Annotated in this window: 16 protein-coding genes; 9 read left to right on the top strand and 7 right to left on the bottom strand. The window is 50.4% G+C overall.

The genetic code is table 11. The annotated features are described in order from the left end of the window. Window positions 1-189 precede the first annotated feature (189 nt). The 4 genes from aldA (at window position 190) to coaD (ending at window position 4,801) form a co-directional block, all read left to right on the top strand. The gene (gene aldA / locus ACKPVM_RS14055; RefSeq protein WP_409309900.1) at window positions 190-1,629 is read left to right on the top strand and encodes an aldehyde dehydrogenase; all 1,440 of its coding nucleotides are present in this window, start codon (window positions 190-192) and stop codon (window positions 1,627-1,629) included. A gap of 36 nt (window positions 1,630-1,665) precedes the next feature. Continuing rightward, window positions 1,666-2,811 (top strand): FMN-dependent L-lactate dehydrogenase LldD, encoded by a 1,146-nt coding sequence (gene lldD / locus ACKPVM_RS14050; RefSeq protein WP_409309898.1) that lies wholly within the window; start codon window positions 1,666-1,668, stop codon window positions 2,809-2,811. Window positions 2,812-3,028: 217 nt separating this feature from the next. Then, entirely contained in the window at window positions 3,029-4,306 is a 1,278-nt protein-coding gene (gene waaA / locus ACKPVM_RS14045) for a lipid IV(A) 3-deoxy-D-manno-octulosonic acid transferase (RefSeq protein ID WP_409309896.1), read from the top strand. Window positions 4,307-4,321: 15 nt separating this feature from the next. Continuing rightward, the gene (gene coaD, locus ACKPVM_RS14040) at window positions 4,322-4,801 is read left to right on the top strand and encodes a pantetheine-phosphate adenylyltransferase (RefSeq protein ID WP_409309894.1); all 480 of its coding nucleotides are present in this window, start codon (window positions 4,322-4,324) and stop codon (window positions 4,799-4,801) included. A gap of 10 nt (window positions 4,802-4,811) precedes the next feature. Here the strand turns inward: coaD and ACKPVM_RS14035 are convergent, their stop codons facing one another. The 5 genes from ACKPVM_RS14035 to radC all read right to left on the bottom strand — a co-directional run bounded on the left by ACKPVM_RS14035 (window position 4,812) and on the right by radC (window position 8,254). Beyond that, window positions 4,812-5,897 carry a glycosyltransferase family 4 protein gene (locus ACKPVM_RS14035; RefSeq protein WP_409309892.1) on the bottom strand — a complete coding sequence of 362 codons (1,086 nt, stop codon included), beginning with the start codon at window positions 5,895-5,897 and terminating at the stop codon, window positions 4,812-4,814. A 37-nt stretch (window positions 5,898-5,934) separates the two neighbouring features. Beyond that, window positions 5,935-6,744: a bifunctional DNA-formamidopyrimidine glycosylase/DNA-(apurinic or apyrimidinic site) lyase gene (mutM, locus tag ACKPVM_RS14030; protein WP_409309890.1), complete on the bottom strand. Its 810-nt coding sequence runs from the start codon at window positions 6,742-6,744 to the stop codon at window positions 5,935-5,937. A gap of 191 nt (window positions 6,745-6,935) precedes the next feature. After that, on the bottom strand, window positions 6,936-7,103 hold the full coding sequence (gene rpmG, locus ACKPVM_RS14025) for a 50S ribosomal protein L33 (protein ID WP_004392084.1): 168 nt from the start codon (window positions 7,101-7,103) through the stop codon (window positions 6,936-6,938). 11 nt (window positions 7,104-7,114) lie between these two features. Next, window positions 7,115-7,351 carry a 50S ribosomal protein L28 gene (gene rpmB, locus ACKPVM_RS14020; protein ID WP_009110942.1) on the bottom strand — a complete coding sequence of 79 codons (237 nt, stop codon included), beginning with the start codon at window positions 7,349-7,351 and terminating at the stop codon, window positions 7,115-7,117. 237 nt (window positions 7,352-7,588) lie between these two features. After that, window positions 7,589-8,254: a RadC family protein gene (radC, locus tag ACKPVM_RS14015; protein ID WP_409310005.1), complete on the bottom strand. Its 666-nt coding sequence runs from the start codon at window positions 8,252-8,254 to the stop codon at window positions 7,589-7,591. A 184-nt stretch (window positions 8,255-8,438) separates the two neighbouring features. Here radC and coaBC point away from each other — a divergent pair, with 184 nt between their 5' ends. The 3 genes from coaBC (at window position 8,439) to slmA (ending at window position 10,891) form a co-directional block, all read left to right on the top strand. Beyond that, window positions 8,439-9,713 carry a bifunctional phosphopantothenoylcysteine decarboxylase/phosphopantothenate--cysteine ligase CoaBC gene (gene coaBC / locus ACKPVM_RS14010; RefSeq protein ID WP_409310003.1) on the top strand — a complete coding sequence of 425 codons (1,275 nt, stop codon included), beginning with the start codon at window positions 8,439-8,441 and terminating at the stop codon, window positions 9,711-9,713. After that, on the top strand, window positions 9,682-10,140 hold the full coding sequence (gene dut / locus ACKPVM_RS14005) for a dUTP diphosphatase (protein WP_172291058.1): 459 nt from the start codon (window positions 9,682-9,684) through the stop codon (window positions 10,138-10,140). Before coaBC ends, dut begins: the two co-directional genes overlap by 32 nt. Window positions 10,141-10,294: 154 nt before the next feature. Next, window positions 10,295-10,891, top strand: coding sequence for a nucleoid occlusion factor SlmA (gene slmA / locus ACKPVM_RS14000; protein WP_409309880.1), 597 nt, complete (start codon window positions 10,295-10,297; stop codon window positions 10,889-10,891). A gap of 123 nt (window positions 10,892-11,014) precedes the next feature. Here the strand turns inward: slmA and pyrE are convergent, their stop codons facing one another. Together pyrE and rph are read right to left on the bottom strand one after the other, a co-directional pair. After that, complete coding sequence (gene pyrE / locus ACKPVM_RS13995; protein ID WP_409309879.1) at window positions 11,015-11,656, bottom strand: orotate phosphoribosyltransferase; 642 nt, start codon at window positions 11,654-11,656, stop codon at window positions 11,015-11,017. A gap of 83 nt (window positions 11,657-11,739) precedes the next feature. Next, a complete protein-coding gene (gene rph / locus ACKPVM_RS13990; RefSeq protein ID WP_409309877.1) occupies window positions 11,740-12,456 on the bottom strand; it encodes a ribonuclease PH in 717 nt (238 codons plus the stop codon). 324 nt (window positions 12,457-12,780) lie between these two features. Here rph and ACKPVM_RS13985 point away from each other — a divergent pair, with 324 nt between their 5' ends. Together ACKPVM_RS13985 and ACKPVM_RS13980 are read left to right on the top strand one after the other, a co-directional pair. After that, window positions 12,781-14,649: an ABC transporter ATP-binding protein gene (locus ACKPVM_RS13985; protein WP_409309875.1), complete on the top strand. Its 1,869-nt coding sequence runs from the start codon at window positions 12,781-12,783 to the stop codon at window positions 14,647-14,649. A gap of 52 nt (window positions 14,650-14,701) precedes the next feature. Continuing rightward, window positions 14,702-16,258, top strand: a complete 1,557-nt coding sequence (locus ACKPVM_RS13980; protein ID WP_409309873.1) for a glutathione ABC transporter substrate-binding protein — start codon at window positions 14,702-14,704, stop codon at window positions 16,256-16,258. Window positions 16,259-16,261 lie beyond the last annotated feature (3 nt).

The raw sequence follows: 16,261 nt of genomic DNA, 5'->3' as shown, positions 1-16,261 counted from the left end.
TTGCCGCTAAAGTGACCTTTCTCTCCGTGCCACCCCGGGGGAAACTATGGCAAAAACACAAAGGTTTGAGAGAACAACATCACAATTTGATAACATTTTTGTTTTTTTAGTGAGCAATAAGTTATCCAACCGTTAATTATATGGCTGCAATACCCTATTTTTATCGCTGATCTCTTGGAGAAACCTGACATGGGCACCATTCAGAAACAGATGTATATCAACGGTGAATTTGTTAAAAACGCCAGCGGCAAATGGATCGATGTCGTGAATCCCGCGACAGAACAACTTATCTCCCAGATCCCTGAAGGCACATCGGAAGATGCCAAAAGCGCGATCGACGCGGCCGAAGCAGCTCAGCCCGGTTGGGAAGCGCTACCCGCCGTAGAACGCGGCGTCTGGCTGCATAAGATTGCAGCAGGTATTCGCGAACGTGAAAAAGAACTGACAGAAATTATCATTGCTGAAGGTGGAAAAACCTACGGGCTGGCACAGACGGAGGTTTTATTCACCGCCGATTATCTTGATTATATGGCAGAGTGGGCACGCCGTTACGAAGGTGAAATCATTCAAAGCGACCGCCCAAATGAGAACATTTTTGTGTTCCGTAAGGCTATCGGGGTGACAACGGGTATCCTTCCCTGGAACTTCCCGTTCTTTCTGATTGCACGTAAAGCTGCGCCAGCCTTGATTACAGGTAATACCATTGTGATCAAACCCAGTGAAATCACGCCCAATAATGCGATGATTTTCGCCGAGATCATTCATAGCATCGGCTTACCGAAAGGTGTACTCAACATCGTCACGGGCTATGGACCAACCGTAGGTCAGGAATTGGCCGCGAACCCGAAAGTCGGCATGGTTAGCCTGACAGGCAGCGTCGCGGCAGGCATTGCCACCATGACAGCCGCGGCACAAAACGTCACGAAGGTGTCGCTTGAACTGGGCGGTAAAGCACCGGCCATCGTGATGGATGACGCTGATCTGGACTTGGCCGTGAAAGCGATTGTCAGTTCTCGTGTCATCAACAGTGGGCAAGTGTGTAACTGTGCTGAACGTGTTTATGTACAGAAAGGCGTGTACAACGAATTTATCTCTCGTATCAAAGCAGCAATGGAACACGTGTCTTTTGGCAATACCGCAGAGAAAAAAGATCTGGATATGGGGCCATTAATCAGCGCGGCGGCATTACAGCGGGTAGAAGAAAAAGTAGCGAAAGCCATTTCGCAGGGTGCGAAAGTTCTCCTTGGCGGCAAGCGAGAAAGCGGTACAGGCTATTTCTACCCACCAACCTTATTGGTCGACGTTAAACAAGACATGCCTATCATGCATGAAGAAGTCTTTGGCCCTGTGTTGCCAGTTGCCACGTTCGATACGCTGGAAGAGGCGATAAGAATGGCTAACGATAGCGAATATGGCCTAACGTCTTCGATTTATACTCAAAATATCAACACTGCCATGCAAGCGCTGAAGCAACTGAAATTCGGTGAAACCTATATCAATCGTGAAAATTTCGAGGCAATGCAGGGCTTCCACGCAGGATGGCGTAAATCCGGTGTCGGCGGCGCTGACGGCAAGCACGGCCTACAGGAATATCTGCAAACGCATGTCGCGTATTTGCAATTTCACTAACGGTGTTTCCAGAATAGACAAGAAAAAGGGAATGCGATGATCATTTCTGCTTCAACGGACTACCGTGCAGCGGCGCAGCGCAAGCTGCCGCCGTTTCTTTTCCACTATATCGATGGTGGCGCATATAACGAATACACCCTCAGACGTAATACCGCAGATCTGGCCGATATTGCGCTGCGCCAGCGCATACTGAAAAATATGTCCGACCTGAGTCTGGAAACATCATTATTTGGCGAGAAGCTCGCGATGCCGGTCGTGTTGGCTCCGGTAGGGCTGACCGGTATGTATGCCCGACGTGGCGAAGTGCAGGCGGCGCGGGCCGCGGCCCAAAAAGGTATCCCTTTCACCTTATCTACCGTCTCAGTCTGCCCGATTGAAGAAGTCGCACCTGCGATTAATCGCCCTATGTGGTTTCAGCTTTACGTCCTGAAAGATCGCGGTTTTATGCGTAATGCCTTAGAACGCGCTCAGGCTGCGGGCGTAAAAACATTGGTGTTTACGGTAGACATGCCCGTTCCAGGCGCGCGTTATCGCGATGCCCATTCCGGCATGAGCGGCCCAAACGCTGCCAGACGACGCATGTTACAAGCCATGATGCATCCACAGTGGGCATGGGATGTCGGTTTAAACGGTAAGCCGCACGATCTTGGCAACGTCTCCGCCTATCGTGGTCAACCGACAACGCTGGAAGATTACATCGGCTGGTTGGGCGCAAATTTCGATTCCTCGATTTCATGGCAGGATTTAGCGTGGATCCGTGAATTCTGGCAAGGGCCAATGATTATCAAAGGGATACTCGACCCCGAAGATGCCAGAGAGGCGGTAAAATTCGGGGCAGACGGCATTGTGGTGTCTAACCACGGCGGCCGCCAGCTCGACGGCGTACTGTCAACGGCTCACGCCTTACCCGCTATTGCTGATGCGGTAAAAGGTGAAATTACCATCCTGGCAGATTCAGGCATTCGTACCGGCTTGGACGTGGTTCGCATGATAGCGCTGGGAGCAGACAGCGTGATGCTGGGACGAGCGTTTGTTTATGCGCTAGCGACAGCAGGAGAAGCTGGTGTAACCAACCTATTGACCCTAATCGAAAAAGAAATGCGTGTCGCCATGACGCTGACCGGTGCTAAATCCATTGCTGAAATCAATGCGGATGCGTTGGTATATCGCCAACCATCGTAACATTCCCTGTGCCTCTTCAATCGACAGGCAGTATTTTCCGCAGCGAGATCTGCCTGTCTCAATCTTTTGGGTACGCCTCGCCACATGAATGCGGCGATCCGGTGCCGTTTTTGCCTCAATCCTCCCTAAGGAATAAAAGTCATCTGTTTTACAAATAGCCTTCTCCTGCTTTACCCGATAAAATCGCCACCAGCGATAACTAACGACAGTAAAACGCATGCTACAAACTCTCTACACTGTTCTTCTGTATCTCATTCAGCCGTTGATATGGCTTCGACTGTGGTTTCGTGGCCGTAAAGCGCCGGCCTACCGCAGACGCTGGAGCGAGCGCTATGGATTTTGTGCCGAGAAAGTGAAGCCTGATGGCATCATGTTGCATTCCGTTTCCGTGGGGGAAACCCTCGCCGCAATCCCGCTGGTTCGGGCGCTGCGCCATCGTTACCCTAATCTGCCCATCACCGTTACCACCATGACGCCGACAGGCTCAGAGCGTGTGCGTTCCGCTTTTGGTGATTCGGTCTATCACGTCTATCTGCCTTATGATTTACCCTGTGCCTTACGGCGTTTTTTTAATCAGGTTCGCCCTAAAGTTGTCATCATCATGGAAACAGAATTGTGGCCCAACCTGATTGCAGAGCTGAATAAACGTGAAATTCCACTGGTCATTGCCAATGCCCGTTTATCGGCCCGATCGGCGGCTGGTTATAAAAAAATTGGTCGTTTGACACGCCACATTTTACGTCAAATCACACTGGTCGCCGCGCAGAATCAGGAAGACGGCGAGCGTTTTATCGATCTTGGTTTGAAACGCTCAAGCCTGACGGTCACGGGCAGCCTCAAATTCGATATTTCTGTCACGCCAGAGCTTGCGGCACGCGCGGTCACGCTACGTCGTCAATGGGCACCACACCGCTCGGTGTGGATCGCGACCAGTACACACGAAGGTGAAGAATCTATTATTTTAGCGGCACACCGTCAGCTACTAGAAACATACCCCAACCTGTTACTCATTTTAGTGCCTCGCCACCCTGAGCGTTTCTCAACCACTCAGGCTCTGACGCAAAATTTAGGCTTCACCTACACCTTACGTAGCAGCGGCGAACAGCCTTCAGCCGACACACAGGTAGTGATCGGGGATACGATGGGTGAGTTGATGTTGCTGTATGGCATCGCCGATTTGGCGTTTGTTGGCGGCAGTCTGGTTGACCGCGGTGGCCATAACCCGCTTGAAGCGGCGGCGCATGCTATTCCTGTCCTCATGGGACCACACACATTCAACTTTAAAGATATCTGCAATAAGCTTGAACAGGCCGATGGCCTGATTACGATCTCTGATGCGGACTCTATCGCGAAAGAGGTAGGCAATTTGCTCGCCGATGAAGATTACCGGCTTTATTATGGCAGGCATGCGGTTGAAGTATTGCACCAAAATCAGGGAGCATTACAGAAGCTACTGGCATTGCTGGAGCCTTATCTTCCACAGCGTACTCACTAGCCCATGAGGCATACCATGAAGGCAATTTACCCCGGCACATTCGATCCACTCACCAATGGTCATTTGGATCTGCTGACGCGAGCGTCACGCATGTTTGACCATGTGGTGCTGGCGATTGCCGCCAGCCCGAGTAAAAATACGCTTTTCTCGCTAGATGAACGCGTTGCACTGGCAAACGATGTGACCCAGCATTTGCCGAATGTCGAAGTAGTGGGTTTCAGCGATCTCATGGTGCACTTTGCGCAACAGCAAAACGCCAATATTCTTGTACGTGGTTTACGCGCCGTGGCCGACTTTGAATATGAGCTCCAACTTGCAAAAATGAATCACCACCTCATGCCTACGCTGGAAAGCGTCTTCTTGATGCCATCTGAAGAGTGGTCTTTTATTTCGTCTTCTCTGGTTAAAGAAGTGGCACGCCACGGTGGTGATGTTTCTCATTTTTTGCCTGAATCTATTGCCAATGCGTTAGAAAAAAAATTACGTGCCTGCTGACGGTATTCTCTTAAGAGCGGATAACGCGTAGTAAGCTTGCCGTATTCGCTTCCAAACCAAACCGTAGTCGGACATCTTTCTGGCCTGCCTGAGCATAAGACAACATCGTTTCTTTATTGGAAAGAGCAAAATCCAGGGCTTCACGCCATTGCTGAGGCTCATTGCGGGCCACAACGAGACCCGTAACACGATCATGAACCGTCTCAGGCAATCCACCTTCATGACTTACGATGACAGGAACAGCCAAACTCAAGGCTTCTATTTGCGCCATACCCAGCGGTTCTTTGATTGAGGGCATAACGAGTACATCGGCTTTCTTTAATACGGCGGCAACAGATTTTAATTCCCCCATCCATACATTATTTTGCAGCCCACGCTGATTCACTTCTTCTTTTAATTTTTCAGCACCACCGCCACCTGCCATAATATATTTCAACTGGGGCCTTCGCTTTATTAAATCCTCCAATGCCGAGAGTATTATGCTATGCCCTTTCTCTGATCTATACATACCTAGCTGAATAATGACGTCTCCTTCATTTTTATCCAGCCAATAAGATAAATCCTCTTTGATAGGAAAATGAAGTTCACTATCAAGTTTCGCGAAATTGATTCCTGGATAAACCACTCGAATTTCTTTACCAGGAAAGTGGGGTTTGATGATATCAACCATGAATTGGCTTGGCACCATGACCAGATCGACGGGCAAAAGGCGGTTAAGGGGATTGGGTTTTCTATTTGTGTAATACGTTCTCGATCTAATAATTTTGGGACGTTTTGCTAACGTGATTGCAGCAATGCTCAGATTATTAGCATCATGCCCACTGTGGCATATACAGGCTACCGGCCGATATTTTTTTATTGATTTCCTGATCCCATGAATCGTCGGAAGATGAAAACTATTACGAAAGGGAAGATTAATAACTGACAAATTTCGTGAGCGCGCCTCATTATTAATTCGACCTTGGGCATTACAAAATAAATAAGTGGTTAACCCCTGTGCATTCAATGCTTCCATCTGTTGTAACAACTGCCATTCCTGTCCACCCATATTCTTCGAACTTTCAAGAAAAAACACAACATCGCTATGATTATGCATACGTTAACCACGACATAAAAATGTGAAGTAGAGAAAATCAACGCTGGCAAGTTTTACAAAAAAACGTACTACGCTGACCATGCTTCGCCGTTTCTATCGGCGTTCCACATACCCGGCAACGCTCCCCTGCTCGTCCATAAACCTGTAACTCTTGGGCAAAATACCCAGGTTTGCCATCAGACTGGAGGAAATCGCGTAATGTTGTACCGCCTTGCTCAATTGAACGCAACAGGACATGTTTGATCGTATCAGACAAGACCTGTGTTTCAGCTTCACTCAATGAACCTGCCGTTCTGTCTGGTCTGATCCTTGCCATAAACAGAGACTCGCTGGCATAGATATTCCCCACGCCAACAACAATTTTATTGTCCATTATCCATTGCTTAACCAACGTCTTTCTGCCTCGTGAGAGTTGGTACAGATAATCACCAGTAAACTCGTCGCTTAACGGTTCAGGCCCTAAGTGCGCAAGGACCGAGCACTCATCCAGGTTATCTGTCCACAGCCAGGCACCAAAACGACGAGGATCGGTATAACGAAGAACGTGGCCCGTATCCATCACCAAATCAACATGGTCATGTTTTCCGGGCTCGGTATATTCGGGCAAAATACGTAAACTGCCGGACATGCCGAGGTGAACGATTATCCATCCCGTTTTTAACTCAATTAGCAGGTATTTAGCACGCCGATGCACCCCGACGACGACCTGATCGCTGAGCGATAAAATTTCACTGGAGACGGGCCAACGCAGACGAGTCTGACGAACTTCAGCATAGAGAATAGTATGGTCGACCAGATAAGGCGAGATCCCTCGCCGACTGGTTTCAACCTCTGGTAATTCTGGCATCACATATCTCCCGAAAAATTTTCGTTACGTTAGCATAAAAAACGTCGAACGATACTGTGCTGAAAATGCAGCCAAAGGGTCATCTATCGTGAAAATCGTCAGACATCGCTGACCGCTACCCTAGGCCTCTGGACGGATTTCAGCCATAAAAAAACCCGGCTTAGGCCGGGTTTTTTAGCAATCCACTAAAATTATTTAATTTTAGCTTCTTTGTAGATCACATGTTGACGGACAACTGGATCGAATTTCTTCAGTTCCAATTTTTCCGGCTTCGTGCGCTTGTTCTTCGTGGTGGTATAGAAGTGACCAGTACCAGCAGAAGAAACCAGCTTGATCTTCTCGCGAACACCCTTAGCCATGATTCAGTTCCTTAATACTTTTCACCACGGGCACGCAGATCGGCCAGAACCGTCTCAATACCCTTCTTATCGATAACACGCATACCTTTAGCAGATACGCGCAGCGTTACAAAGCGCTTTTCACCTTCAACCCAAAAACGGTGTGAGTGCAGGTTCGGCAGAAAACGGCGTTTGGTCGCATTCAGTGCGTGGGAACGGTTATTACCGGTCACCGGACGCTTGCCAGTAACTTGGCAGACTCGGGACATGTCTATTCTCCAAAAATCAAATCAGCTCGAGCTTCGTCATGGGGGTTGGCCGCCTCGTCAGGCATAGAGCCCATCTCAGCAACTTCACTGAAAAGACTCTGTCATCAGGATAAACCTGCTGAGATAGGCTCTTAACGCCACACCCAAGATTCTCAAAGGTGGCGTAGTATACGCTCTGAAGCGTTACTGCTCAAGTCCCGAACAGCTAAAGATCCCGAAGGATCGCGGAAATATCCGTTAAATCCATCCGCGTTCAGCAAAAGAGACGTATTCACCGCGTCCAATGACCAGATGATCGAGCACACGAATATCCAATAACTGGCAAGCCTTGATGATTTCGTCAGTGATGGCACGATCGGCCTGACTAGGCTCCGATTTTCCAGAAGGATGGTTATGTGCCAGAATCAACGCGGCTGCATTGGCTTTTAACGCTTCACGCACAATTTCCCTTGGATGGACTTCCACACTGTTAATCGTCCCTGCAAACATCTCTTGATGGCGAATCACCCGATGCTGGTTATCTAAAAACATCACCAAAAAAACTTCTCGTTCCTGCCGAGCCAAAAGCAATTGCAAATATTGGCCAGTGACTTCCGGACTCAACATCGCATCTTCTTTCGCCAGCCGAGATGAAAACAACCGCCGTGACAGTTCAGCCACAGCTTTCAACTGTGCGTATTTCGATAATCCGACTCCTTTTGCCGTACAAAACGTGGCCTGATCGGCCGACAGCAACTGATGAAGTGAACCGAATTCCGTCAGCAACTGTTCGGCCAATTGCATCACATGCATACCGGGTAATCCGGTGCGTAAAAAAATGGCCAGCAATTCTGCGTCTGTGAGCGAATCCGCTCCTAAATTCACCAATTTCTCCCGCGGCGCCAACCCTTCATCCCAGCCCATCATCCCTCCTTGCGTCATCGATGGATATCATGACAGGTCCCCCATAACGGGACGACTGCAAACAGGAAAGGCTGCGAAGCGCCACGCAATTTTTACTCGAAAACGGGTCTCACCGCTTAAGATTCCTCCCCAGAGTTAAGGTTATGGTAAAATAACCCCTCTTTCGGTTTTCAATCGGATCATGATGATGACGGAATTTTCTAACCTATCCGTTTCAAGTAACCTATCCGTTTCGGGTAACCCGCTTTCCGGCAAACGAATCGTGCTCGGTATCAGTGGTGGCATCGCAGCATACAAATGCCCCGAGTTGGTCAGACGTTTACGCGACTGCGGCGCTAGCGTTCGAGTAGTCATGACATCAGCCGCACAAGCCTTTATCACGCCGTTGACGTTACAGGCCGTATCAGGTTATCCGGTTTCTGACGATCTGCTCGATCCCGCGGCTGAAGCATCAATGGGTCATATCGAGTTGGGGAAATGGGCTGATTTAGTGATTATCGCCCCTGCCACGGCCGACCTCATCGCACGACTGGCCGCCGGTATGGCTAACGATTTGCTGACGACGCTCTGTCTGGCCACCGCGGCGCCGATAGCCGTGGCCCCGGCGATGAACCAACAGATGTATCGCGCCATACCGACACAAAGCAACCTGCACACGCTCGCGGCTCGCGGGCTGGCGCTTTGGGGGCCGGACAGCGGCAGCCAGGCCTGTGGCGATGTGGGTCCCGGTCGCATGATCGACCCCCTTGAGATTGTTGAACGCGCACAACACCATTTTTCCGCCGTCAACGATCTGCAACATCTGAATATTATGATTACCGCAGGCCCTACGCGCGAAGCGCTCGATCCCGTACGGTTCATTACGAATCACAGTTCAGGGAAAATGGGGTTTGCGATTGCTCAGGCCGCTGCGGCCAGAGGAGCCAACGTTACGCTCATTGCGGGTCCCGTAGCCCTCTCCACCCCCAACCGGGTAAAGCGTATTGATGTTGTCAGCGCACTGGATATGCAGCAAGCCGTGATGGCCGAAGCCTCACAACACCATATCGTAATTGGTTGTGCCGCCGTGGCTGATTATCGTCCCAAGTTTGTTGCTGACGAAAAAATCAAAAAACAGGGTGATGAAATCGCTGTCACCATGATAAAAAATCCGGATATTATCGCGGGTGTCGCCGCAATGGATGAAAATCGTCCTTATGTCGTCGGATTTGCCGCCGAAACGCAGAATGTGGAAGAATACGCCCGGCAAAAGTTGGCGCGTAAAAATCTGGATCTCATCTGCGCTAACGATGTTTCCCTTTCCGGGCAGGGTTTCAACAGTGAAACCAATGCATTGCATCTTTTCTGGCAAGACGGAGACAAGCAATTACCGCATTGCGATAAGCTTCTCCTAAGCCAAAACTTAATCGACGAGATTGTCAGCCGTTATGATGAAAAAAATCGACGTAAAGATTGTTGACCCACGAATCGGTCAACAATTCCCGTTACCAACCTACGCCACGCCGGGCTCTGCCGGGTTGGATTTACGTGCCTGTCTGGATCAGGCAATAGAATTAAAAGCAGGAGAAACCACCCTGATTCCAACCGGTCTGGCTATTCATATTGCCGATACGAATCTGGCAGCCATGGTACTGCCGCGTTCAGGGCTGGGCCATAAGCATGGCGTTGTGCTGGGTAACCTGGTTGGCTTAATCGACTCAGACTATCAAGGACAGCTCATGGTTTCTGTCTGGAACCGTGGTCAGCAGACGTTCACGATTGAGCCCGGTGAACGCATCGCGCAGATGATTTTCGTTCCCGTGGTTCAAGCTGAATTTAACCTGGTTGAAGACTTTGTAAGCAGTGAACGTGGAGAAGGTGGTTTCGGCCATTCAGGCCGTAACTAACACGCCCCTACCACCCGCTATTGTAAAAAAATTCATATAAGCCACAGCAATACCCCGATAGATTTCAAGACGTCGTTTGAAGAACAGAGGGGATTGCCGCTGTGGCGCTGGCGGGTGTTTGTTCGTTAAATTTTTAGCAAGGGTCTTTTCAGACATGGCAGAAAAAGAAAATACGAAAAGGAATCGTCGCGAGGAAATTTTGCAGGCGCTGGCGCAGATGTTGGAATCTAGCGATGGTAGCCAGCGTATCACCACAGCAAAACTGGCAGCAAACGTTGGCGTCTCTGAAGCTGCGCTTTACCGGCACTTTCCCAGTAAAACGCGGATGTTTGATAGCCTGATTGAATTCATTGAAGACAGTCTGACGACACGTATCAACCTGATTTTGCAGGATGAAAAAGAAACATTTAATCGCATTCGTTTGATTTTGCTTCTTATCCTTGGGTTTGCCGAACGGAATCCCGGTTTGACACGCATCATGACGGGCCATGCTCTGATGTTTGAGCAGGATCGTTTACAAGGGCGTATAAACCAACTATTCGAACGTATTGAATCACAGCTACGGCAAGTGTTGCGTGAACACAAGTTACGCGATGGTAAAGGCTTCCAGCACGATGAAACATTGCTGGCCAGTCAGCTATTGGCGTTTTGTGAGGGCATGCTCTCGCGGTATATTCGCTCTGAATTCCGCTACCGTCCAACACAGGAATTTGATACTCGCTGGCCCTTATTGGCCGCCCAACTGTATTAGCCCACGACCGTACTACATCAAATCCAATCGCTGACTTATTTAGAGGATATGTCTATTCGCTCTGCCTGTCGGCAGTTCCCGCCAGAAGCGTCTCTGGCGGAATCACCGACAAAGCCCTAACGGCTAAATGCCATACTGTTCGCGATAGGCTTTCACTGCGGCAAGCGACTCTGCCATCTCGGGTTTCTCTGCCAGATAAGCGATTAACTCTTTCAACGTAATGATAGAAATCACCCGGCATTGGTAATCACGTTCAACTTCCTGAATCGCAGAAATATCAGCACGCCCGCGTTCCTGACGATCCAACGCAATCATCACACCCGCCAGCGTCGCCCCATGAGCGGCAATAATCTCCATCGATTCACGGATCGCGGTCCCGGCGGTAATCACATCATCCACCAGCATAACGCGCCCCTTTAACGGACTGCCCACCAAACTACCGCCCTCGCCATGATCTTTGGCTTCCTTACGATTAAAACAGTAAGGAAAATCACGATCATGATGCTCAGCCAGCGCGACTGCCGTGGTGGTCGCAATCGGGATACCTTTATAAGCCGGCCCGAACAGCAAATCGAATTCAATACCCGAATCCATTAAGGCTTCTGCATAAAAGCGTCCCAGCAAGGCCAGATCGCGCCCGGTATTAAACAATCCAGCATTAAAGAAATAGGGGCTGACGCGCCCTGATTTCAGCGTAAATTCACCGAATTTTAATACCTGTTTGCTGAGCGCGAATTCAATAAACTGGCGCTGATAGGCTTTCATTACTGCTTCTCCTCGTCTTACGGGTTAATCACGTTATTGGCAGACATAAAAAAGCGACCATCAGGTCGCTTGAGCATAAAACATTAATCCGCTAAGGCCGCTTTCTGCGCCTGAATGATGGAATCAATTCCTCCACGAGCCAGCGCCAGCAGAGTGAGCAACTCATCGTGGCTAAACGGTTCGCCTTCCGCCGTTCCCTGCACTTCGATCATGCGTCCATCTTCCGTCATCACTACGTTCATGTCTGTTTCAGCGGCAGAATCTTCAATATATTCCAAATCGCAAACCGCTTCGCCCTTGACGATGCCCACAGACACCGCAGCAACCATGCCCTTCAACGGATTTTTCTTCAGTTTGCCACTGGCGACCATCACATTAAGCGCATCGGCTAACGCCACACATGCACCGGTGATTGACGCCGTGCGGGTACCGCCATCGGCCTGTAAAACATCGCAATCCAGCGTGATGGTATATTCTCCCAACACTTTTAAATCGATTGCTGCACGCAGGGAACGTGCAATCAAACGTTGAATTTCCAACGTCCGGCCACCCTGCTTACCTTTAGCGGCTTCACGCGCATTACGGCTATGCGTCGCACGCGGCAGCATGCCATATTCGGCAGTGACCCAGCCTTGTCCCTGTCCTTTCAGAAAGCGAGGAACGCCTTCTTCGACCGTGGCATTACATAAAACTTTGGTATCACCAAATTCAACCAACACCGAACCTTCGGCGTGTTTTGTGTAATGGCGGGTCAATTTGAGGGGGCGTACTTGCTGTGCACTTCGGCCTGTAGGGCGCATGGATCATCTCCGGCAGGTAAATGAAAACTGGCGCGCATTATACGGCCTTCAAGGGGCAATGCCTATCTTGCCCTGCAATGCACGATGATAATTTAAAGAGAACGTTTTTTTCGATCGGTTATAGGCAACGGTATACCACACATTTTCCCTTCCAAGCATCGCTATAACTTCAGGCTATACCCTTCTAATGAACAAGTATTCGTCAGCAATGATACATCGTGGAATATTCTCTTTCTTCGCACGTTGATGAGCCGTGTACACCGCGCTAAGTCTGGCCTATCGCGTCGACCGAACCTGACGATGAGACAACCAACCGGAATGACAATGACGGATATCACACAAATGGGTGCTGTAACCGCCACCGCACCCGGAGTTACACCCCAGCCCGTGCTGGAAATCAACGATCTGAACGTGAGCTTCAGCGGGAGATCAGGCAAGCATCAGGCCCTCAGAGGCGTCTCTTTTACTCTGAATAAAGGGGAAATCGTTGCTATCGTCGGGGAAAGTGGGTCTGGAAAATCAGTGACATCCCTGACGGTGATGGGCCTGCTGGGCGACAGCGCTGACATTGAGCGCGGCACGATCAACTTTACCGCCCATGACGGACAGCAACACAATCTGCTTACCATGAAAGCAGAGCAGCGTCGTCAGCTACGTGGACGCGAAATTGCCATGATCTTTCAGGAACCGATGACGTCATTAAACCCGGTGCTGAAAATTGGCGACCAGTTAACGGAAGCGCTACGCGACCACCGGATTTGTGATGCCGCCAGCGCAGACAAAAAAGCACGAGAACTGTTGCACAAAGTTCGCATCGCCGATGTCGATCGCGTGATGAAAAGCTACCCCCATTCGCTCTCCGGCGGTATGCGCCAGCGCGTCATGATCGCACAAGCGTTGGCTTGCGATCCGCAACTGCTTATTGCCGATGAACCCACCACCGCGCTCGATGTCACTGTTCAGGCACGAATTCTGCAAATCCTGCGTAATCTGCAACAACAGAGCGAGATGGCCGTGCTGTTTATTACCCACGATATGGGCGTCGTCGCAGAAATCGCCGATCGCGTGGTCGTCATGTATCGCGGCGAAGTGGTCGAACAGGGCCACGTCGAACAAATTTTTGCGGCCCCACAACATCCTTATACTCAATCACTGCTGGCCGCCGTGCCGAAACTGGGCGATATGCGCGAGCATCATTGGCCCAAACGCTTCCCGCTGCTTGGTCAGTCAGCCAGTCATGATGACAGCGAACAGATGACCGCACGCTATGACGTGGAGCCACTGCTGGATATTCGCGGCCTGCGCGTCTATTTTCCGGTGCGCTCTGGGATGTTCTCCAGCATCACTCACCATGTCCATGCCGTTGAACAGATTGACTTTAACGTTTGGCCAGGAGAAACCTTGGCTATCGTCGGGGAAAGTGGCTGTGGTAAATCGACAACCGGCCGGGCGCTATTGCGTTTGACCCAGAGTGAAGCAGAAAGCATTCATTTTCAGGGTAAAGAAATCTCTCTGATGAAAGAGAGCGAGTTCCAACCGCTACGCCGGGAAATGCAGATGGTGTTTCAAGACCCCTATGCCTCGCTAAACCCGCGCCTCACTGTCGGCTTTACCATTGCCGAACCATTACTGCTACACGGATTAGTGAAATCACTGGAAGAAGCCACCCCTCAGGTACAAACGCTGCTAAAAAGCGTCGGTTTGTTGCCGGAACACGCCAGCCGCTATCCACATGAGTTTTCCGGTGGTCAACGGCAACGTATTGCTATCGCACGCGCCATGGCGTTGCAACCACAGGTCATCATCGCCGACGAAGCGGTGTCGGCATTAGATGTGTCGATTCAGGCACAGGTGGTGAACCTGATGATGGATTTACAGCAGAAAACCGGCGTGTCATGGATTTTCATCTCTCATGATATGGCGGTGGTCGAACGGATCGCCAACCGGGTTGCGGTGATGTACCTCGGGCAAATTGTAGAAATTGGCCCACGCCAGTCCGTGTTTAATGCGCCACAACACCCCTATACCCGACGCCTGTTGGCATCCGTGCCCATTGCTGACCCCACACAGCGCAGCGCCCGCACGTTTGATGACAGCGAAATTCCCTCCCCACTGCGTAAAGCGGGCGAGGTCGTAGCAAAGATGCGCTATCGACAGGTCGCGCCACATCATTGGGTAAGCGACAACACGTAAACCAATAAATACCAACAACAATGCCTGAATATTGCTTCACGGGAGAGACACCATGAAACCATTACCATATTGTTCAATATTACGTCGTTCCGCCACCGCCATCGGGCTATCGCTCTGCCTGAGCGTTGCCGCACAGGCGCAGGATCTGCGTATTTCCACATCAGCGGATATCACTGGATTAGATCCGCATGACACCACGGATAACACCAGCTACTCCATACAGAGCGGCATCTTTGAACGGTTGTTCCAGTTCGATAATGAAATGAAGCTGATATCGTGGTTAGCTACCGATTATGTTGGCAACGACAACGCGACTGAATTTACCCTCACCTTGCGCGAAGGCGTCACGTTTCAAGACGGTACGCCGTTCGACGCCGAAGCGGTCAAAGCCAACCTCGGCCGACTGGCGGATCCAAGCAAAGGGTTAAAGCGCAACAGTTTGTTTAAAATGATCAAAAGCATCACAGCGCTCTCACCGACACAGGTAAAAATCGAACTGAATCAGCCGTTCGGCGCATTCATCAACACGTTGGCACATCCCTCAGCCGTCATGCACAGCCCTGCGGCCCTGGCACAATACCCAGAAGAAGCGCAATTACGCCAACATCCCGTCGGCACCGGGCCGTTCAAATTCGTAGAGTGGCAGTTAGGAAAAAGCATAAAGCTGTCGAAATACGCGGGCTATTGGCGGCAAGGTTGGCCGAAGGTCGATAACGTCACCTTCTATCCTACGCCGGAAGACGCCACCCGCGTTGCAGCGCTCAAGGCCGGTCAGGTGGATGCCATTTCGCCATTGCCAACTGACCTGATGGAAACGATAAAAAATGATGCCAAACTGGCCGTACAGCGGGATAAAAGCATCTACTTCACTTACGTCGCGATCAACACACAGCACACCGCATTTAACGATGTGCGAGTTCGTCAGGCGCTCAACTATGCCATCAATCGTGATGTTTGGCTGAAAGTCGGTTATGCCGGTATGGGAACAACGGCCACATCAACCCTGTCCCCCAACGTGCAGTTCTATCAAAAACAAACGGCACCTGATTATCGCTATGACCCAGAAAAAGCAAAAGCGCTGTTGAAAGAAGCGGGATACGGCAACGGTCTGGATACCATCATGTACACGCTCAACAGTACCGCCAGCATCCGTAACACGCAGTTCCTGAAGCAACAACTGGGACAGGTTGGCGTTCGCGTCACCGTGATGCCAATGGATGCGGGCACGCGTAACAAGAAAATTTTCGGTAACAAAGATCCGCAGAAAGCCGAGTATGACTTCTATTTTGGCGGCTGGTCGCCTTCTACGGGTGACGCTGACTGGGCGCTGCGTCCGCTGTTTGCCACCGAATCCTGGGTACCGACAGCGCAAAACATGTCCTACTACAGCGGCCCAGAGACCGATAAATACATTACCGCCGCGCTGCAAACCGCCGACCCTGCAAAACGAGCGGCGGCTTATGCTGAAGCACAGAAACAGATTTGGCAGGATGCCCCCGTCATTTTCCTGGGTTCGCCAGATAATCTGGTCGGAAAGGTAAAGAACCTGAATAACGTTTATATGCAGGCAGACGGTCTGTTGATGTATTCCCGTGCCGAATTCCATTAATCA

This window comes from Pectobacterium hainanensis (assembly GCF_046237015.1).
GTDB lineage: Bacteria > Pseudomonadota > Gammaproteobacteria > Enterobacterales > Enterobacteriaceae > JBJYIN01.
The sequence above is the reverse complement of the archived record's forward strand: the minus strand, read 5'-3'. Positions and strand labels throughout refer to the sequence as shown.